Source organism: Clostridia bacterium (genome assembly GCA_017405765.1).
Lineage (GTDB): Bacteria > Bacillota > Clostridia > Oscillospirales > RGIG577 > RGIG577.
Genome location: JAFQZS010000009.1, coordinates 33,007 through 52,835 on the forward strand (window position 1 = coordinate 33,007; position 19,829 = coordinate 52,835).

Below are 19,829 nucleotides of genomic sequence, written 5' to 3' on the forward strand. Positions count from 1 at the left end.
GCTATGCCGGAGCTGCCGGAAGTTGAAACCGTAAAAAGGATTATAGAACCGCAAATTAAGGGACAGAGAGTTCTGGCGGTCGATCTCCGCAATCCGCAGGTGATAGCTCACCCCGAGAGCGAGACGTTCACCGCGCTTCTCACGGAAAGAACGATCGCGGGAATGAGCCGCAGAGGGAAGTTTCTGTCTGTGGATATGGACAATGGAGATCGGCTGTTTCTTCACCTGCGCATGACGGGTCAACTCCTTGTGACGCCGCCGGATTATCCCGAAGAAAAGCATACGCATTTGATTATCAACCTTTTAGACGGAAAACAGATCCGTTATATCGACGTGCGGCGTTTCGGACGGCTTTGGTATATAAAAAACGGCGAAGACGTCTCCGTTACAGGGATCGATAAGCTTGGTCTTGAGCCGGATGACGAACGACTGACCGCAGACTTTTTGAAGGCAAAACTCAATAAAAAGAAAAAGCCGATCAAGGATATGCTGCACGATCAGACGATCATTGCCGGGATCGGCAACATCTATTCGGATGAAATCCTTTTTGCTTCCCGCATCTACCCGAAAAAGAAGTGCTATGACCTTACCGACGCGGAATGGGAAATACTTGCCGAAACTATTCCCAAGACGGTCGTCTATTACACAGAGAAAAACGCAATTACCCCGGAAGAGTATCTTAACGGCAAAGGTAAGGAGTATCGCAATACGCCGTTTCTGAAAGCTTACGGTCACGCCGGGGAGTCATGTCCACAATGCGGAACTCTTTTTGCAAAAATCACAGTTGGAGGACGAAGCAGCACGTATTGCCCGCTCTGCCAAATCAGTGCACAATGAAAACGCAGTAAGATCGAGTAATATCCATATTTCCAAGGATTTGAATCTATCTGTCAAAAACGCGGATCCATCTTTTACTTACCCCATAGCCAGAATCACATGATCCGAACCTTATCCTTATAGGAGACGGGTTCGGATTTGTGTTTTCTCAAAATGTCCGCGCTTCCGGGGGCCGGAGAGAAAGAAGCGCTGCTGTTCATATCAATAAGCTTAAACCTCCGACCGGCAGCGCCCACATTTTTTTCAGGCTTCACAAAAAAGACGAGCGACGATACCCAAAAACGGATACCGCCGCTCTTTTTTCTTCTTTTATCTTCTCAGGCGTATTGCTCTATGGCGAAACGCTCAAATGTAAAAAGCATCCGCCTGCCGCCGTAGCGGCAAGCTCGCGAGCAAGGACCAAACGGTCGAAGGGTCATTCGGAGCATTTAAGCGCTCCTTTGATCGGCGCGGAATTCTTGTCAAGCGCAAACAGCCTGTAATGATCCGCTCCGTTATTCACCTCGATCGTCCCCTTAACTTGGGCGCCCCGCGGCGCCTCGGTCATAGCCGTCCCCAAAAGCTTCCCCTCCGCGTCATACCAGGCCGCGATCAGCTTTGCCGTGCCGCTGCCCGGGAGGTTGAGTTGATATGTTAATATAGTGCCGCTGACAGATGCGTGATCGCAGCCGATCTCCACCAGGGCGGCGGCAGTCTCTCCGTCTGTAACGGCGCCGCTCGAAAACTTACCGCCCGCCGGTAAAATGAGCTCACAGTCGTAAAGCTCGACGCCGCCGGCGGCAAATCCGCAGATCGCCCCGCTTTTTCCGGAGGCGGTCACGTTGGAGGCCCAAAGCGCCAGACGGTTGTTTTCGCCTGTTTGGGCGCTGATAGCGTACTTGCTGCCTTCGACGGTCAGATCCATATTCGACACGGTGAGGGTGCTGTCCGAATCAACTAAAATTCCCCGTCCGGAGAATTTGCCGGTGGAGATGACCGTCAGCGGCCCGCCGCTGAGCGTTGTGTCGCCGCCCAGATCCAGGCAGATAAATTTACTTGTTTTCAGAACCGTTCCCGGCGCTGCAAGTATCCTGAGTTCGTCGATATCGCTTGCAACAATGGTTTCATTTGACTCCAGGCTGCCGCTTATATTCAGCACATTGCTCTCCTCGTCATAGGAGAATTTCCCGTCGCCCAGAATGTCCGTCTGATTTTGATCCGTCACCTGTATGCCGTTGACCGACAGATCATATTTTGTATGCCAGGCTGTAATGGTCGCATGGGTCAGCAGATTGCGGTTCTCGTCCACAAGGCACAGATTCGAGTCGGACTCCACAGGCAGCGGTTCCTTTACCTGCCCGTAAACGGGGTCGGTGATCGCAGCGTGATCAAGCCCGATGCTCCAAAAGCCGTACATCGCTCCAGTCCCGCTGTCGATATCCACGTTGGAGCGGATGATCCTGGCGTGGGGCGTGCCGGAGCCGTCGGAGACAATACCCTTTTTGTCGGCTGTGATCTTCAGATCCAGATTAAGAAGCTCTATCAGCGTCCCTTCGCTCACGATGCCGTTCTCCTGGGTCTTAAGTGTCAGCTTTCCGGTCCCCCGGATAGTCATGGGCGCGCAGGTACGGATACAGTCCGTGCGGCTTCCCAGTATGCTGTCCGTATCCACCTGAACGACAAGATTCGGCATCCCGTTCGAAATCACAGGAGAATTCGAGGCGATGGAATAATAGTCCCCGTGGACGGAAAGGGTGACGCCGCCGTCGAAGGAGAAGACGCCGTCGCCCAGGATATCCCGCATGTTACCGGTGGTGACCCGGGTCCCGTCCACATACAGATCAAAGGAGTCGGCCAGGCGGAAGACGAGCTTTTCCGCGTAATTGCCGAAGCTCTGAGCCTGCGTTATGGCCGTGGGGTTCAGAGTCAACGTAAATGCGTTGGCAGTGATCGAGCAGCCGGATACCTTCCGGAAGAGCACAAAGCTCCCTTCGGGTAAGGTCGCTATCACATCGAAGTTTCCGTCGTTGTCCAGATCCAGATACATTTCGCTGCCGTCCTTGGAGATGTTCCACTTGATCTGATGTGCGTTCACAGCTCCCATCAACGTGTGAAGGATCACGTTGTCAAAATCCTTCTTGGGTACCAGAGCCTGTCCGCCGCCCACGTATACAGTGTAGGAGGATAGAGGGCGTCCCGGCACGAAGGTCGAGACGTTTACCGTATGGTACTGAACGGTACCGTCACTGCAGAGGAAGCGAAAGCGGGCGGAGTAACTGCCCACCTCGGAGGGCCGGCCCAGGATACAGGGGGGCTCGCTTATGCTGCAGCGCCAGCTCATCCCGGGCGGGAGAGCCCCGCTCAGCAGGTCCATCTGCACCACGGCGGAGGGATCCTGCGCCGCCAGATCATAGTGATATTCATTATAGGTGCTTGCCAGAAAGCTCTCGCTTGTCTCCAACTCCTTGCCGGGGACATGGACCCTGACGTTATGGTATATCTCCTTGCCGTTTTTCAGCACGATGCGCCATAGGGACGCATACCACCCGGGAATGATTGGCTTGCCCTGAAAGCTCAGGCCGGTTTCCTTGTCGTAAACGATCTCCATCCCCGGCGGGATCTCTCCGTCTATCTTCCGGTAACCAAAGTTATCTGCCGTATCCCAGTAGTCAAACGTAAGCGTCTGCTCCGTTCCGGCCTCGGCGAGCAGGGTTTCTTCAGTTGTTTGATCGTTCGTCCTGTCTATAACCAGGATCTCCGCCCGGCGGTTCCCCTTGGCGCCGCCTTTGAAGGTCACGTTGAAGAAAGCTTCATAGTATCCGGGGACGTCGCCCACATTGCCGCACAGGGCGGGGATATCTTCTCCGCCATATGTCTTCGTTTTGATCTCGAGCGTACCCGGAAGGCTGCCGCCGATAAGCTCAGTTTTCACAGCGTTAGGGAAGAACTGTTCGATCTCTTGGCCGGTCTCGCAGGATATGTGGATATTTCCGCTGTCTGTCCCTCCGCCGGCCAGAGACAGCCGCCAGGTGGATCTGACGGTTTGGGGCTGATCCCGATGCCCCTCCGCCGGATAGGGATCCTCCGGAGAACAGAACAGCAGGAAGGCGTCCATGTTTTCGCGCGCCCTCTCTTCCGAAAGGTTGTAGTGGTATGGATCCCAACAAATCGAGCCAAGGGAAGTGAGGTTTTCCCGGGTGTAATCGTTCAGATTTAAGTTTTCAAGCACATATTGGCACGTCTGTTCCTTCATGTATCGGGCGATCCCGGCTCCGTCCATTCCCCGGGTCAGGGCCTCGGCCAGAAATCTCAGGTGCAAATTGTTGGTTGTAAATGTGACAGGCTGGGAATAGCCGTAGACTACCTCCACCCCGGCCTCCCGGAGGGGGCGGCACAGGCCGTCGTTCTTCATGCCCATACAGCAGTTCAGGCCGAACAGTCCGGTGACCACCTCGCCCTTCACATGGTTGACGATGACGGCGCCGTCGATGCAGCATTTCTCCCATCCGAAGATGAAGACGTGATAGTACTCGTCCCCGTTAGGAGCGGTGACCTTTGCCCCGTCTTTTTCCCAGTCGATGCCTGTCCTGTTCGTCAGAGTGAGATACGCGGTGTTGCCCGGCGCGGCGACTAGTTCAAAAAGAGTGTTGTCCGTGCTTCCGTGTGTGTCGAAGAAGATCACGCCGTTTTCGGTCAAAGCCTTGGCTATCTTATCGATGGTGACGTCTGTGCCATAATAAAAGGTACACTTTCCGCCGGTGGCCTGTGCGATCTGCAGACCCCGGTAATAGACCGATTTTGTAAATCTTTCGTCATAGTTGGGATAGTAGGGGCTGAACACCGCCACGTCGGGGTCGGTGGTGGTCCCGCCCATGAGAACGACCTCCTCCGAAGCGCTCTTTGTGCGGGCGGCCTGGGCCTCTTCTAGGGCGGCGATCTTTGCATCCAAGGCTGACGCATCCTCCAACGCCTCCGTGTCCTCCTGCTCCCGGCCTCCATTGAGCTGGGCCCGCAGATCCGGGGAGTAGCCGTAGACCACGCCGGAGGTGTCCTTCCAGAAGAAAAACGCCCCGCGGCGTATGACGCTGCCCGGCTCATAATCGGCTCTCGCGGTGACCAGGGCCTCCACCTGTTCGGACAGGGAGGCGTAGTATTCCGGGTTTTTGGCCGGATCCGTCCCGTCTTCCATGAGGTGTGCGGCCTCTTCTATGCCGGCCTGCTCCAGTTCCCCAATGGCGGTCCACACGTCGCCGTCGTCTATCTTTCGATCATCATCCGCCAAAGCCCACGTAGGCAGAAGCACTATAAGCATAAGAAGCGCCGTCAATCCTGCAATGATTCGTTTCCGGATCCATGTCATGGGAAATGCCTCCTTTTTGTCTTTTTGTCCGTTCTGCGCAATGTGCCCACAGGGGACGCATCGATCCAACCGTTTAAAAACAGCGGCTTTACCCGCCGCCAAATACGATACGAGCGCATCGGTTTATGGATATGTCAAGAATAGTATACCTGTTATTTTCACATTTTTCAATTATCATATCATGATGTGAACCAATCAAAGCGGCGGCGTAAAGATCATCTTTGAAAAACCTTTCACAAGACGGCACGGGCGACCTGCCGAAAAGCCTCTCGGATGGCTGCGCCTAGTTTTATTCGCCTCTTTTTTCTCTGCGATTTCTTTCATGGCGAAAAAATCTATTTTTCTTCATTTTGTGGTTATAACCACATACTTCTTTCGTTCGTTATTCTATAATTCAATCAGAAGGCAAGAGATGACCGAAAAACGAGTCATAAGGTAAAGGAGGCATAACAATGAGCTATACAAAATGGAAGGATAAAACGGAAGGCTTTAAAAAAATCGATGTAAGAGGCATTCAGGGGAATTTCTTTGCGGGACTAAAAAAACAGGCCGCTTCTGTGCCCGCAGGCTCCGGAATTGAAGTTATCCAGAGCTTCGATCCGATACCGCTGTATGAAGTAATGGAAGGGCTCGGATTTGAGCATTATACCGAGCAAAAGGGCGACGCCGAATATCACGCTTACTTCTATCGCACGGCAGTGAAAACGGAAGAAAATGATATACCCATGCGCCCGGCGGCTCTTACAAATATGCCGCTTATCGATGAAAGGCTCGGCAATATCTCCGTCGGCTTTTGGGACCTTACATGGAACGACGAAAAGCGTCATCTGCCGTATGAGATACGCCTGCTTTTATCGCTTACAAACGCCGTAGGTGCAGGCAGAATGCGCCAGGCAACGCGCGAGCTTGTCAAGGCATACATACATGGGCTTGACAGCGCGGCGCTTGACGATGTGTTTGAGCTTATTGCATGGAATCAGGGCATAGGCTATTTCAGCTCGGAGATAGGTCCCTCAACCTTATTCGCGGCATATAAGACGATAAAGAACATGGAAAAACGAGGCGCCGAGCGCAAGGATATATGCGAGGCTCTGAAAGAAAAGTTCGGCGAGAAGAATCCCGACGTTAAGGTGATGTGAGCATGAAGGAAAAAATCGGAGAGGTATTCTCCATAGCAAAGGACAATCAGCCCGTATCCGGCTGCACGATATCCAAAACCATATACAGCGGGGCAAACGATATTACTTACTTTTCTCTGGCAAAAAACACCGATATAAGCGCGGAGATATATCCCTATCACAAACTGCTTATAGTGGCGGACGGCAGCATGGAGGCGTATGGAAGCGATCTAAAGAAGTCTCTGACAACAGGCGACTGCTTGATCACCCACATCAATACGCCGGTGGGCATAAGAACATCCAAAGGCGCTGTTTATACGGAAATATCGGTAAGGAGGGATGATGCGATGAACGAAGCGATCAAAGCAGGAGAAGTTTTTAAGCTGGCGGATCTTGTTCCCTATGTAGACGGAAAGATCGTCAACATGGACGTACTGCATAATGACAAGATGAAATTCGTGGTCATGGCGTTTGACGAGGGCACGGGGCTTCCCGAGCATGCGGCTCCCAAAGAGGCTGTGATCTTCGCGCTCGACGGCGAGGGTATAATAGGCTACGAAGGCAGGGAACATTTCATAAAGGCGGGCGAAAACTTCTCTTTTGCCAAGGGCGGAATGCACTATGTAAAGGCGGCAAAGAAGTTTAAAATGGCGCTTTTATTGACATTGGAATAACAAAACAGGCATAAGGAGGTCAAGATCATGAAATACATAGTAAACGAAGCATGCATAGGATGCGGACTCTGCACGGCGTGCTGCCCCGAGGTATTCGCCATGGGCGCGGGCGGCCTTGCCGTCGCCATTGATACGGATGTGCCCGAGGAAAATCTTGCCGCCGCAGCCGAAGCGAAAGACGGCTGCCCCGCCTTGGCCATCGAAGAAGCGTAAAAGCAGACGTCTTTCAAGCGCACATTTTAGAAAGATCCCCTGTCGGCTCTCCGACAGGGGATCAAATTATTCTGTATTGTCTATTTTCGCAAAAGCTCAATGAACTGATAAAGAAGCTCCGCCGTCAGTCCCCATATTGCGCCGCAGGGACTGTCGTAGAAGTAGAATATGCGGGTGGCATAGGCGAAGGGATAATTTTTTCCGCCGGGTATCTCGTCATACGGGAAGTCGTCGCCCGGCTGCACCTGAAGCCTCCCCTTATATATCTTCGGCGGCGTGTTGATAAGATGCGAAAGCGGCAGCGAAAATACGCGCTCCACCTCCGTGGGCTCCGCGCCGCCCTTGTAGTCGTGCAGAAAGCCCAAAAAGGAGTGGACTTCCTTTATGCCGCGCCCCGGAAGGATATGGAGCGGCGCGATAAGCTCGATATTCTCCTTCGGCAGAAGAAGCTCCTCCGACGTTTCGCGCACGGCCGCCTCTGCGGGCGTTTCCCCCGCCTCCGCGTGTCCCCCGGGGAAGCATATCTCGCCGCCCTGCGGAATATGGCTCTCCCGCTTTTCAAATACAACGTGAAGCCCTCCGTCCTTCTCTATTATCGGCACAAGCACCGAGGCTACGGACGTTTTTTTCGGCCTTATAAGCTCCGCCTCGTGTCCCGTAAGCCTTTGCCGTATATCTTTAAGTTCCATATATGCCACCTCGATCGAGTTGATAATAATATATTATCACTTCCCGCGCGTAAAATCCACATTCACGGATCATAAATATGCGAAAAAGGGCCGCCCATCGTTGAAAGTCTCCCCTTCGTGTTTTGCATCATAATATATATTTCCGGGATCGGTTGTAATTTTCACGATTCCGTGATATAATATAAACAGCCGCAAATCAAGGGGGTATTTTTATGCCGGTATTGTCCCGATTTTACGGGATCATTATTCGAATGTATTTTCAGCAGGCGGAGCATGATCCGCCGCATATCCACGCCATTTACGGTGAGGATATGGCCGCGGTTGATATAAAGACGGGCGAGGTGCTGGAAGGCCATCTGCCGCCGAAGGCGCTTGCCATGGTACGGGAATGAGCGGATATCCATAAAAACGAGCTTCTGCATATGTGGGAGACGCAGGAGTTTCGGCCCCTTTCTCCCCTCGAATAAGGAGTTGATACTATGTTCCATAAGGTGAAAACGGTCAACGCTCTGCCGGACTATCGTCTGAGCGTTCAGTTCGTGGAAGGCGTGACCAAAATATATGACGTAAAGCCCCTGTTTGATAAATGGGCGCCGTTTAAAGCTTTGAAGGATTCGCCGGAGCTGTTTTTCTGTGTAGAGGTCGACGCGGGCGGCTACGGCGTCATCTGGAATGATGATATTGACCTGTCCTGCGACGAACTGTTTGAAAACGGCGAGGCTGTCAAAACGCCGTTTGACGGGCTCATGGCCTTTACCGACGCTACCCGGCTTTGGGGTCTCAATGAAAGCACTCTTCGCAAGGCCATCGCCTACGGCAAGCTTGTAAACGGCGTGGACGCCTGCAAATACGGTAAGCAGTGGGTGATTTCCACCGAGGCCATGAAGCGGGAATACGGCCAGCCGAAACTGTGAACGGATACTATACCGAAATCAAAGCGGACAAAACCGGCGCGGCCGTCACGGCCGCGCCGGTTTCATATCTTTGTTAAGCCGTAATCTTCCGCGTCAAAGCATCTTCACCGTGAGTCGGCTTTTTCCGCCTTGACTCACGCAAGCAGCCAGTCAACGATATCGTCGGCCGCCTTAACGTAGTCGGGGTTCTCCATAACGCTGCCGGGCACGCCTACTCCGCCCGCAACGTATGCCTTATAATCAACGAATCCCGCCATCGCAAAGCATCTGAGATCCTCGTCGAGAGCCTTTACATAAACGTCCGCAGGGCCCACGCCGCAGCAGAGATAGCCCGCTATCTTCTTGTCCTTGCGGCTTGCCATGGAGAAATCGGAGCGCTTGAAATTCATAAACGAATACGTTCTGTCAAGAAACGCCCGAAGCTGCGCGGGGAAGCGGCCGTAATGCACGGGGCCTAATATCACCATCGCGTCGCACTTGTCTATCTCGGGGATAAGCGCGGTAAAGTCGTCCTTCTGAATGCAGAAGGGCTCCTCCTTCTTCTTGCAGGCGTCGCACGCCATGCACACGCGCACATCCTTTTCGCCCACGTTGAACTCTACGACCTCGGCTTTGCCCGCAAGCTTCCCTGCCATATACGCTTCAAGCGCATACGAATTTCCCTTTTTCCTCTTACTTCCGTTCACGATAAGTATTTTTTTCATATTTCATCTCCCTTTCGCTTTATAAGTCGTCCGAAACGCCGCAGGAGCGTCTGCGGCGCGTGTATATTTGTAATATATCATAATTCAGGATTTTTTGTCAATTTTCTTTTGTAAAATATTTGCAAAAATAAGCAAAAACGCCTCTTTTGCCCGCAAAACGGATCGTGAGGCGTTTTTTCACTTTGTCTTACTGTTCGCCAATGGGGATTATATCGGTTATTTCCGATCTTTCGCCGAGGTCCGTATAAATGTATACGAACGCGTTCGCGGGGTCGCCGTTTTCATTCTCGGTCTGACAGAAGAAGCAGTAATTCATGCCGCCTACTACCTGCTGGGACACGAGCGCAAGCGGTATGAACGGCGCGCCCTCGTGATCCTCAAACGCGCGGTCGAATATCGCGTGAAGCTCGTCCGTCACTACGGGCGACTCGGGGTCTCCCCATCCGCCCGACTCGTTTCCGGAGGAAACATGCGTTAGCACTCCCGTATCGGCCATTCTCGACAAAAGCGGCACGCCGGAGTCGTCCTCGGTAAGGTACACTAGCATAAACGTCTCCGGCTGTTCGCCCAAAAACTCTACGCGCGCAAGGAAAGCCGTGCCCGACGATGTTTCGCCGAAATATGCCACGGGCGTCAAATGAACGCCAGCCGCGCCCTCAAACGCCTTTTCAAAGTCTGCGCGAAGCTGTGCCGATATTTCGGGCGGAGCCGTCTCGGTCGAGCCGTTTTCCGTATCGGTCGTCTCGGATGTATCGCTTGCGGGCGTCTCGTCGCCGTTGTTTGAGCAGGCCGCAAAAGCGAATACCATTGCAAGCGCCAATATAAGCGCAATAAGTTTTTTCATAGATTTATGCCTTCTTTCAAAAAAATTGTTTATTATGAACTCCATGCCGTCTCTACGAGATACTACGGGCAGATTTCATATTCCTTATCAGACATAGGCTTCTTAAGCATCTATGTTTATAACGTCATGCGTATTTTGTTTATGAGATCGACGCGCCCAACGCTTTTGCCGCCGCCTCTTTCCCGACGCCAAGCACTTCTCCGAGATTTGTCCAGCCAAGATTGCGCTCGTATGTCTCATACCATCTTGTTGCCTGGCTGTAATCAGAACCGCCCGCAGTCATGAGCAGCACGCTCTTTCGAGGAAAGGCGCCGTAGCCAAGATTCTTCAATTCGGCATAGAGCCTGTCAGCTGCCGTTTTAAGCGTACCCGTGATCGTCCAAAAATAGACCGGTGAAGCAAACACTATAACGTCTGCCGTGCGAAACGCCTTGTTGATCTCAGCCATATCATCTTTTTGAACGCACGGATTTTCGCTGCCTTTAGGAGCTCTTGCACAACCGTTACATCCGAGGCATCCGTGGATCTCCATGTCTTGAAGATAAAACTCTGTCACCTCATTGCCCGCGCTTTCAGCGCCGTATGTGAAAGCCTTCACCAGCGCGTATGTATTTCCGTTCTTTCTTGCCGCTCCGTTTAATATCATAATTTTTGCCATACTTACGCTCCTTCAAAAAAATTCACCTACATTGTACCATAAAGACGTATGCGCGCGTAAAAAAATGCATTTATTTAAGAAAAAACTATTTTGCTCTTCGTGCAAGCTCGGCGTACATGCGCATAAGCGCGGATACGCAGTCCGTCTCGGTAAAGCCCTTTACGGGGAAGCCGTAGGCCGCCATGACTGCGCGGTCGTTGTCCTGATGCGCGCGGCGCAGCGCCGCCGTCATCGACGCCTCGTCGTACAAGTCGGCAAGGCTCGATTCGGGATTAAGCTCTCGCGCGTCAAGTATCGCCTGCGCCGTTTTCTCGATTTTCGCCTTCTGTTCCTCTGTCGGCGACGGCCACGGGAAGTTGTTGTAGACGATCGTATTGGAATAGCGGTAATCGCTTTTTAGCCTGCCGCACACGGCGCGCATCCACGCCATGTGGACGTTGGAGGTGAGAACGCCGAAATGATAAAGCTTTGCGTCGGGGATAATTAAAACAAGATTGCTTGCTACTGTCTCCGGAGATAAAAATCCTATCGGAACATACTTTCTCTGCTCCGAAGACACACTCGGAACAATAATATACGTATGTTCAGTATGTCTGTTTTCCGTAAACAGTGTCGGTTTATCTGCCCATTGTCTTGTTGAGGCTTTTGTGCTGGCAAGGCGTGTATTTCTTACGTTTTCAACTCTCTCACGAACAGGCCTGCACTTTTTTATAAATGCAGGGGATGCGCCTACAAGCCAAAGACAATAACGTCTCTTATTGTTAATGTATTCATCGGCCCCTATAAAAGCCCGTATATATTGCTTGGCTTCGGGTGCTTCTGAAAGTAAAGCATCCTTTTCTTCCGGAGAAAGTATTAAATTACCTCCATCTGTCGGTTGGCTGCCTTTACACATTGCGGGGACATCGCAAAGAGGCTTGGAACGCTTTTCTATAAATACTGTCGGGGCATTCAGCAAATATGCATTTATATTGTCAACGAGCTGTATTCTATCGGAGCTTTGCAACCGTTTTTTATTTGAATTAGGCAATGTACTAAAACCTACAATCACACAATGCACATGCGCCTTGATACTTGCCTCACTGTCCCAACGAAACGTTCGGTGTGCAAAGTCAATATGTATATTAAACCTGTCGTAAAGCGGCTTCCATACGCCCGCGACCTGCTCGCCCTGCGTTATGGAATTGGTAGACACAAACGCCGCTCTCACATCAGTGCCTTCCATGTAATCAGCTGCTTTATAATACCACCCTGCAACATAGTCTATATTTTTTCCCATGCCTGAATTAAGTGATTTTAAATCCTCTTTCTGAAAAGACGTTTGGTATGCATACCCCACGAACGGCGGATTGCCCATGATATACTTAACCTTCTCTTTCGGCACGACCTTTTCCCAATCCATGCGCAGGGCGTTGCCCTCCGTTATGTTGGCGTAGCTTCTAAGCGGCAGAAACTCAAGGCTCATATGTACTACGTCCTCGGTCTCCTTCATCATTTGGCTCTCAGCTATCCACAGCGCCGTTTTTGCCACCGTTACGGCAAAGTCGTTTATCTCAATGCCGTAAAACTGACCTATCGACACCTTTATCGGGTTTATCGTCTCGTTTCCGAAGGAAAGCTGACCGTAATTGAGCAGGGATATGACCTCGTTTTCAAGCCGCCGCAGAGAAATATACGTCTCCGTAAGGAAATTGCCGCTTCCGCAGGCGGGGTCGAAAAAGCACGGGTGCGACAGCTTCTCCTGAAATTCTCTGAGGCGCTTTTCGCGCGTTTTCGTTACGGTTATAGTCTTTATTTCCGAAAGCTCCGCCTTTAGATCGTTTAAAAAAAGCGGATCTATGACTTTATGTATATTTTCTATTGACGTATAATGCATTCCGCCCTTCCGGCGTGTTTCGCGGTTTAAGGTGCTTTCAAACAGCGCGCCGAATATCGTGGGGCTTATCTGTGACCAGTCGAAGTCGGCGCTTGCTTTTTTCAGAAGCACGTTTTTTATTTCTTCCGTAAACTGCGGTATTTCTATTTCTTTTTCGGCAAAAAGTCCCCCATTTACGTACGGAAAAGCCGCAAGCGACGGTTTTAAATACGGGTCCCTCTTCTCAACAGGTGTATCGAGCACGTAAAAAAGCTGTTTTACGTGCTCGCGCATATCCTCCGGATCGTATTTTACAAGATAATCGTGAAACATCGTATGCCCGCCGAAAACGCCGGCATCTTCGGCGTATAGGCAAAAAACGAACCTCACGCACAGCATATTAAGGCTTCTTTGCGCTTCGGCGCTGTCGGGGTCCTTGTACTGCTTTAAAAGCGCATCGTATAAAACGCCCACAAGCTCGCCCGCCTTAATGGAGACCTCCATCTCCTTTTTTATATACTCTTTTCCTATGTCCGTAAGGAAGTAAAGGCGCTGATACTCCTTTTCGAGATCAGAAAGCTCTACTATCTCGGGCGGGTCGTTGGGTCGGTTCATATCGTGTATCTGAAACTCCTTGAAGTTCGATACGACTATCCAGCGCGGCTGCCTGTTAAACGGCATATAGCCGGCGTAACGGCGCGCCTGCCCGAACGGCGTAAGTATGCTGCCGTCCGACTGCTTATAGCCCTTGCTTAGGTCGATGTTTATGCCCTTTTGTTCTATGAGCACGCGCGTTTCTTCGATATATGCGTCAATAAAGCTGGTGTGATCCAATTTTACGGGCATCTCGAACGATATAAATTGAGCGGGATTATCCACGCCGTATACCTTTTGTAAAAGCTCTATCCAAAATACCGCCGTGTCCTGTTTTTCGTCTCCGCGATCCTTCCAATGCTCCGAAAAGCTTTTGGCGGCGGCGCGGCGTTCTGCGTCCGTCATTTCGTCTTCTCCTTGTTATGCGTTATATCCTTCGGGCGTTTCCACGATATTCGTAAGTCTGCCTATGCCCTCGATCTCGCAGACGACCTCGTCGCCGGGATGAAGCGTTTTAGGCGGATCGAAGCCCGCGCCCACACCTGCAGGCGTGCCCGTCGAGATTATCGTGCCTTTTTGCAGCGTTATCATCTGCGAAAGCTCCGATATTACGTAAGGTATATCGAATATCTGCTTCGAGGTGTTGGAGGACTGGCGAAGTTCTCCGTTTACATAAGAACGGATATTTAGATTATTGTAGTCCAAATCGTTCTTTGTCACGACGCACGGCCCCATCGGGCAGTATCCGTCAAGGCTCTTGCCGGCATACCACTGAAGGTGGCGCTGCTGAATGGTGCGCGCCGTCACGTCGTTGAGTATAGTATAGCCGAACACATAGTCGAGCGCGTTATCACGCGATACGCGCTTCGCCGTTTTGCCGATGATGAGCGCAAGCTCCACCTCGTAATCGAGACGGTCGTCAACGTCGCCGTGCCACGGAATGATCCCCCTATCGCCCGTCGCACGGTCTACGCGCTTTCCGAAATATGCGGGATATTCGCGCGGGCCGTTGAAATCAGCCGCCTTGAAGCGCGCCGACTCCTCGGCATGGTCGAGATAATTCACGCCCAAGCAGATTATATCGCGCACGGGCTCGGGTATGGGCGCAAGAATGCGCGCCTTATCGTAAGCGATATTCTCGCCCGTGTAGAACGAGCGTATCTTCTTCTCCTCCATGCCCATTATCTCCGTAAGCGACGTAAGTCCCTCAAGCACGCCTATCGTATTCCCCTCGGGGGCGGCGTTCAAAATGCCTATGCCCGTTTTTTTCATGTATTCATACGTTACAAGCTTCATATTTCCTCCCAACCGTGCAAAGATCCTGCACTGACACGCGGCGTATTTCTTTTTCTTTTATTTTACCAACTCGGCCGCTAAAAGTAAATATATACCGCCCGCCTTGTTTTTTATAACTAAAACGGGTATACTTTTTAAAGAGGTGACGACATGGAGTTTAAATATGAGAACGAACGAATTTACTCGCTTGATGAAAACGGCCGCCTTGCGGCTGAGATAACGTTTCCGGCTCACGGCGATACGGCGGTGATAGATCACACGTTCACCGACCCTTCCCTGCGCGGGCAGGGCGTTGCCGACAGACTTGTAAGAGAGGCGCTCCGCGTCATAAGAGCGCGCGGTCTCAAGCCTGCCGCGACCTGCCCTTACGCCGTTAAATGGTTTGAAAAGCACCCCGAGGAAATAGGGAAATAAAAGGCGTGGCGCCTTTTTGTATTACATCGGGGGCGTATACGCGCCTCACACTATAAGCGCGCGAACTCCGACAAAAAAGGCGCGGGCGAATTAAATCGTCCGCGCCTTTTATTTAATATTTTATCCACTCAACTTCCGGCGTCGAACCTGTTTCTTCAACATAGCAGGTATATCCCACGACGCCCGAGAACATCACGCGCCGCGCGTATTCATATACGCCGTAGTCATAATCGTCAACGAATACGCCGTTTTGGAGCACCTTTCCGTCAAAGTATGACACGGTATAAGCGTAGACGTCGCCGTTCTGACAGCTCATCACTGCGTATACGTCCATATCCGACGACGTATCGTCCGCCGCATGCGAAAGCTTAACGATGCATTCGTCAGTTCCGTCGTTGTTTACGTCAGCCCATGCATAATACGAGGGCGTAAGCGGTTTTTTTGAGTAGTTGTCGGCAGGTCCGCCCGCATCCAACGCCTCATCGAAGCGCATATATCCTCCCTCGTCTCCGTATGCGTCGGAGCATAGGAAGAAAAGCTCGCCGTTATTATTTATCGTATCCATTATCTGTGCGCGCGCCGTGCCGTCGTCGGCCCACTTCGGGCATTCGTATCCCTGCGCGCTTTGGAGCACATCGCGGTACTGAAGTATCGGAAGCTCTATATCTATGCGCCAGTCGTCCAATATTTTGGATCCAGCCACCAGATCCTTAAGCGGCGTATAATCGCCTTCGCCTATATCCTCTTCAAATAAGCCATATGCTACTTTTATCTCGCCGTTCTCCAAAGAGATCTTCGACAAAGACGCGTATCCCATATGTCCCCAATAGAGAGCGCATGCATTTTCGCCCGGCCATGAATAAAGCGACGTATGACCGCACTCTATCTCGCCTGCAAGCTTCATCTCGTCGTTCTTATACGTATATATCTTCATATAGCGTCCCGCTTCGGCAAAGCCGTAATGCATGAACAGTTCGGGCACGCCGTCCTTGTCGATATCGTAAAGCTGATACGATACGGCGTCGTTCTCATCGTAAGTCAAAAACGAGCCGCCGATATTATCATAACGCGCCGAAGATACAGCCTCGCGGTACGAGCTCATCCAGCCCGCGTCGCCGAGCGCGTCGGGCGTCGATATGCGGACTTTTGCAGCCGCCGCGTCGTAATCAACGTAGAAACCGAGCGTCATGCCGAGGTCGCGCAGCTTGAAGTAGTTGTTGCCCCCTATATTATAGGCCGTCATATCCACTTCCCTGCCGTTTATCGTCACACGCTGACTGCTCTTTACGCACGTTGACGACATACCTTCTCCCGCTTTGTTCTCATTGCCCTGCGCCTCGTAGCTTTGGCCCTTCGTAACGGTCACAACATGGTTTGCCTCGTCGTATCCCACGTCGAACTGCGACGACGTGCCGCCTACCATCGCCGCAACGTCTCTCAATTTAAAATAATTGTTGCCGTTGATATTGTAAGCCTGAGTCTGCACTGTTTGGCCGTTCACCGTAAGGCCCTGCTTTGTCAGCGTTACGGCGTCGGCCGCCTCGGCCCCGTATCCCAAAGCGGCCGGAGCTATCACCATAAGCGCGGACAATATAACTGAAATTATCGTTTTTTTCATACTTTGCACCTCGCTCTTTTGTATGAACGCCAAAGGGAGCCGCAAAACGGGCTCCCTTATCAGCTTTATGATATAATAATTATCTTCTGATGCCGCCCGAGTCAACGATAACTGCGTTGCCCGTGATCTCGCTTGCAGCGTCGGAAGCGAGGAACAGTACCGCGTAAGCGATATCCTCAGGCTTCTGCGGACGACCGAGCGAGGTGTTGGCTGCCAGTCTCTTAACTACGTCTTCTTCAGTCTTGCAGTCGCCGAAGATCATCGGATATCTGTCGATAAGCTCCTGACCTGCGCCCACGTACATATTGGTGAAGATAAAGCCGGGGCATACTGCGTTTACGTTTACGTTCGACTTGCCGAGCTCAACGGAGCAGGACTGCGTGTAGCTGATTATAGCAAGCTTCGACGCGTTGTAATGCGGCATTGCCGCTGCCGGAGCGTATGCTGCCTGCGACGAGATGTTTACTATCTTGCCGCTCTTCTTCTCCTTGAAGATCGGAACGAAAGCCTTAGTTACGGTAACGGTACCGATAAGGTTAGTTCCTACAAGGCGTCTCCAATCGGCCAGGTCGATGTTTGCCATCGGCGGACCCATTTTGCCGGGACCCGTCGTAACGCCTGCGTTGTTTACGAGGATATCAACAGTGCCGAAATCCTTAACGATAGCTTCCTTCGTAGCTGCTACCATTTCTTCGTTGGTGATATCGAGCTTGTAGAACTTAGCCTTTACGCCTTCGTCCTGACACATTTTTTCGGTTTCCTTGGCAAGCTCTTCCTTGAGATCGCAAATAGCCACGTTAGCGCCGGCCTTTGCGAACTGAACTGCCATAGCGCGGCCCAAGCCTGCAGCGGCGCCGGTTATAACGGCCACTTTGCCCGGAAAACTGAATTTCACGTTCTGCATATTAATTAACCTCCTGTCTTATATATAACCTCTCGTTCGAGATGCGGTTACTTTAATTTAAGTATATCACGTTCTTTTCGGATTTAAAAGAGTTTGGGCGATATTTCCGAATTATCTTCTTACGCCGCCCGAATCGACGATGATCGCGTTGCCCGTTATCTCGCTTGCGGCGTCGGAAGCAAGGAACAGTACGCAGTAAGCGATGTCCTCCGGCTTTTCGGGACGTCCCAAAGACGTGCTTACGCGCGCAAGCTTCGTTACTACCCCTTCCTCGCTCTTGCAGTCGCCCAAAAGTCCCGGGAACTTCTCTATAAGCTCGTTGCCCGCGCCGTAGTAGATGGGCGTATATATGTATCCGGGGCATACGGCGTTTACGTTTACGTTGAACTTGCCGAGCTCAACGGAGCACGACTGCGTATAGCTTACTATCGCAAGCTTTGACGCGCAGTAATGCGGCATGGATACGGTCACGTTGTAAGCCGTCTGCGACGATATGTTTACTATCTTACCGCGCTTCTTCTCCTTTAAGATGGGGGCGAACGCCTTAGTCACTGTGACTGTGCCGATAAGGTTCGTGCCAATTAAACGCTTCCAGTCGTCAAGGTCGATGTTTGCCATCGGCGGGCCCATCTTGCCGGGAGCCGTCGTAACTCCGGCGTTGTTTACTAGTATGTCTACCGTGCCGAAATCCTTTAAAATCGCCTCCTTGACCTGTGCCGCCATCTCCTCGTCGGTGATGTTCAGCTTGTAAAACTTCGCCTTAACGCCCTCTGCTTCGCAAAGCTTCGCAGTCTCTGTCGCAAGCTCCTCTTTAAGGTCGCATATTGCCACATTCGCGCCCGCTTTTGCAAACTGCAGCGCCATAGCGCGTCCCAAGCCCGCAGCCGCGCCCGTGATCACTGCGACCTGGTCCTTAAAATCAAATTTGATGTTTTCCATTGAATGACCCCCTGCTCTGTTAAAGAGTTTGATTTGTATTGCTATTGTATCATACCTTATTGTAAAAGTGAATGATTTTATACGAATTCCATAAAAATTACTCCCGCCGGAGCAAAAAAACGCGGGGCGCTTTTGCGCCCCGCGTCACAGCGTAAAACTGTATTTTGTTATCTTGTTACGATACCGGAGTCAACGCATACATACTGACCCGTTATCTCCTTTGCAGCGTCGGAGCAAAGGAACAAAGCTGCGTTTGCCAGGTCCTCCGGAGTCTGTGCTCTGTGGAGAGACGACATATTTACGGCAAGCTTCATCATTATCGACTTCGGATCGTTCGTATCAGCGAAGAACTGCGGTCTTAAGTCTTTAAATCCCTGTGCGCCGTGCTCATACATGGGAGTATATACGAAGCCGGGGCAGATAGCGTTTACGTTTACGTTGTAGGGGCCCATATCTGTCGATACGGACTGAACAAGATTGATAACGCCTGCCTTGGATGCGTTATACTGCGGCTGCAGCGAAGTGGACTCGAAAGCGGCGATAGATGCGGTGCATACTATCTTGCCTTCCTTCTTTTCGGCAAATACGTCGTAGAACGCCTGTATAACTCTTACCATGCCGAAAAGGTTGATGTCGAACATGCGCTCCCAGTCGGAAACGAGTACGTTGGTAAACGGAGGGCCTAAGCACGGAGTCTTGTCAGGCTTGTAGCCGTAGCTTACGCCTGCGTTGCTGAGTAAGAAGTCGATCGTGCCGAACTCCTTCATAACGCCTTCCTTCATAGCGGCAACGTCCTCGTCCTTCGATACGTCGCACTTGAAGAATGCGGCCTTTCTGCCTAGAGCCTTTATTTCTTCAACGGTAGCCTTACCTTTTTCCTCGTTATAGTCGCATACGGCTATGTCTGCGCCCGCCTTTGCGAATTCCATTGCGATCGCATGACCTATACCGGTTGCGGAACCGGTAACAACGGCTACTTTTCCGCTGTAATCATATGATACCTTCATCAGTGTACCTCCTTTTTATTATGAGATTTTCAAATCTGCAAACTTATCTGCGGATTATACCGGAGTCTACGTTGAGCTCCTGTCCCGTGATCTCCTTCGAGCCGTCGCTGCACAGCCACATTACCGCATTCGCCATGTCCTGCGGAGTCTGCGGACGCTTGAATACCGACTGGCTGGCAAGCTTCTTCATTATGGATTCGGGATCGTTTTCA

19 protein-coding genes are annotated in these 19,829 nt (G+C 51.6%); 7 read left to right on the forward strand and 12 right to left on the reverse strand.

The features are described from left to right. The first annotated feature begins 3 nt into the window (after window positions 1-3). A complete protein-coding gene (gene mutM, locus IJG50_02335; GenBank protein ID MBQ3378683.1) occupies window positions 4-837 on the forward strand; it encodes a bifunctional DNA-formamidopyrimidine glycosylase/DNA-(apurinic or apyrimidinic site) lyase in 834 nt (277 codons plus the stop codon). A 415-nt stretch (window positions 838-1,252) separates the two neighbouring features. Here the strand turns inward: mutM and IJG50_02340 are convergent, their stop codons facing one another. Continuing rightward, a complete protein-coding gene (locus IJG50_02340; GenBank protein MBQ3378684.1) occupies window positions 1,253-5,176 on the reverse strand; it encodes a hypothetical protein in 3,924 nt (1,307 codons plus the stop codon). A gap of 452 nt (window positions 5,177-5,628) precedes the next feature. Between IJG50_02340 and IJG50_02345 the strand changes: the two genes are divergently transcribed. The 3 genes from IJG50_02345 to IJG50_02355 are packed head-to-tail and all read left to right on the forward strand — an operon-like array spanning window position 5,629 to window position 7,181. Beyond that, complete coding sequence (locus IJG50_02345) at window positions 5,629-6,315, forward strand: DUF2249 domain-containing protein (protein ID MBQ3378685.1); 687 nt, start codon at window positions 5,629-5,631, stop codon at window positions 6,313-6,315. Window positions 6,316-6,317: 2 nt separating this feature from the next. Further along, on the forward strand, window positions 6,318-6,968 hold the full coding sequence (locus IJG50_02350) for a cupin domain-containing protein (protein ID MBQ3378686.1): 651 nt from the start codon (window positions 6,318-6,320) through the stop codon (window positions 6,966-6,968). A gap of 27 nt (window positions 6,969-6,995) precedes the next feature. Then, window positions 6,996-7,181: a ferredoxin gene (locus tag IJG50_02355; GenBank protein ID MBQ3378687.1), complete on the forward strand. Its 186-nt coding sequence runs from the start codon at window positions 6,996-6,998 to the stop codon at window positions 7,179-7,181. A gap of 80 nt (window positions 7,182-7,261) precedes the next feature. Here the strand turns inward: IJG50_02355 and IJG50_02360 are convergent, their stop codons facing one another. Further along, the gene (locus IJG50_02360; protein MBQ3378688.1) at window positions 7,262-7,870 is read right to left on the reverse strand and encodes a CoA pyrophosphatase; all 609 of its coding nucleotides are present in this window, start codon (window positions 7,868-7,870) and stop codon (window positions 7,262-7,264) included. A 212-nt stretch (window positions 7,871-8,082) separates the two neighbouring features. On the opposite strand from IJG50_02360, the gene IJG50_02365 reads away from it, so the two are divergent. Together IJG50_02365 and IJG50_02370 are read left to right on the forward strand one after the other, a co-directional pair. Continuing rightward, window positions 8,083-8,262 carry a DUF4160 domain-containing protein gene (locus tag IJG50_02365; GenBank protein MBQ3378689.1) on the forward strand — a complete coding sequence of 60 codons (180 nt, stop codon included), beginning with the start codon at window positions 8,083-8,085 and terminating at the stop codon, window positions 8,260-8,262. Between the two features lie 87 nt (window positions 8,263-8,349). Further along, the gene (locus tag IJG50_02370) at window positions 8,350-8,784 is read left to right on the forward strand and encodes a DUF2442 domain-containing protein (protein MBQ3378690.1); all 435 of its coding nucleotides are present in this window, start codon (window positions 8,350-8,352) and stop codon (window positions 8,782-8,784) included. 134 nt (window positions 8,785-8,918) lie between these two features. On the opposite strand, the gene IJG50_02375 is transcribed toward IJG50_02370, so the two are convergent. The 5 genes from IJG50_02375 to IJG50_02395 all read right to left on the reverse strand — a co-directional run bounded on the left by IJG50_02375 (window position 8,919) and on the right by IJG50_02395 (window position 14,735). Next, window positions 8,919-9,488: a flavodoxin family protein gene (locus tag IJG50_02375; GenBank protein MBQ3378691.1), complete on the reverse strand. Its 570-nt coding sequence runs from the start codon at window positions 9,486-9,488 to the stop codon at window positions 8,919-8,921. A 187-nt stretch (window positions 9,489-9,675) separates the two neighbouring features. After that, window positions 9,676-10,332, reverse strand: a complete 657-nt coding sequence (locus tag IJG50_02380) for a hypothetical protein (GenBank protein MBQ3378692.1) — start codon at window positions 10,330-10,332, stop codon at window positions 9,676-9,678. Window positions 10,333-10,471: 139 nt separating this feature from the next. After that, window positions 10,472-10,990, reverse strand: a complete 519-nt coding sequence (locus IJG50_02385; GenBank protein ID MBQ3378693.1) for a flavodoxin family protein — start codon at window positions 10,988-10,990, stop codon at window positions 10,472-10,474. A gap of 85 nt (window positions 10,991-11,075) precedes the next feature. Continuing rightward, entirely contained in the window at window positions 11,076-13,844 is a 2,769-nt protein-coding gene (locus IJG50_02390) for a class I SAM-dependent DNA methyltransferase (GenBank protein MBQ3378694.1), read from the reverse strand. A gap of 15 nt (window positions 13,845-13,859) precedes the next feature. Continuing rightward, window positions 13,860-14,735 carry a fumarylacetoacetate hydrolase family protein gene (locus IJG50_02395; protein MBQ3378695.1) on the reverse strand — a complete coding sequence of 292 codons (876 nt, stop codon included), beginning with the start codon at window positions 14,733-14,735 and terminating at the stop codon, window positions 13,860-13,862. A 150-nt stretch (window positions 14,736-14,885) separates the two neighbouring features. Here IJG50_02395 and IJG50_02400 point away from each other — a divergent pair, with 150 nt between their 5' ends. Continuing rightward, window positions 14,886-15,149, forward strand: a complete 264-nt coding sequence (locus IJG50_02400; protein MBQ3378696.1) for an N-acetyltransferase — start codon at window positions 14,886-14,888, stop codon at window positions 15,147-15,149. Window positions 15,150-15,261: 112 nt separating this feature from the next. Here IJG50_02400 and IJG50_02405 read toward each other — a convergent pair whose 3' ends face one another. The 5 genes from IJG50_02405 to IJG50_02425 form a co-directional block, all read right to left on the reverse strand. After that, window positions 15,262-16,767 carry a hypothetical protein gene (locus tag IJG50_02405; protein MBQ3378697.1) on the reverse strand — a complete coding sequence of 502 codons (1,506 nt, stop codon included), beginning with the start codon at window positions 16,765-16,767 and terminating at the stop codon, window positions 15,262-15,264. Window positions 16,768-16,846: 79 nt separating this feature from the next. Beyond that, on the reverse strand, window positions 16,847-17,671 hold the full coding sequence (locus tag IJG50_02410) for an SDR family oxidoreductase (protein MBQ3378698.1): 825 nt from the start codon (window positions 17,669-17,671) through the stop codon (window positions 16,847-16,849). Window positions 17,672-17,782: 111 nt separating this feature from the next. Continuing rightward, window positions 17,783-18,610, reverse strand: a complete 828-nt coding sequence (locus IJG50_02415) for an SDR family oxidoreductase (protein MBQ3378699.1) — start codon at window positions 18,608-18,610, stop codon at window positions 17,783-17,785. A 167-nt stretch (window positions 18,611-18,777) separates the two neighbouring features. Next, window positions 18,778-19,617 (reverse strand): SDR family oxidoreductase, encoded by an 840-nt coding sequence (locus IJG50_02420; protein ID MBQ3378700.1) that lies wholly within the window; start codon window positions 19,615-19,617, stop codon window positions 18,778-18,780. 43 nt (window positions 19,618-19,660) lie between these two features. After that, a partial coding sequence (locus tag IJG50_02425; protein ID MBQ3378701.1) for an SDR family oxidoreductase occupies window positions 19,661-19,829 on the reverse strand: 169 nt, incomplete at its 5' end.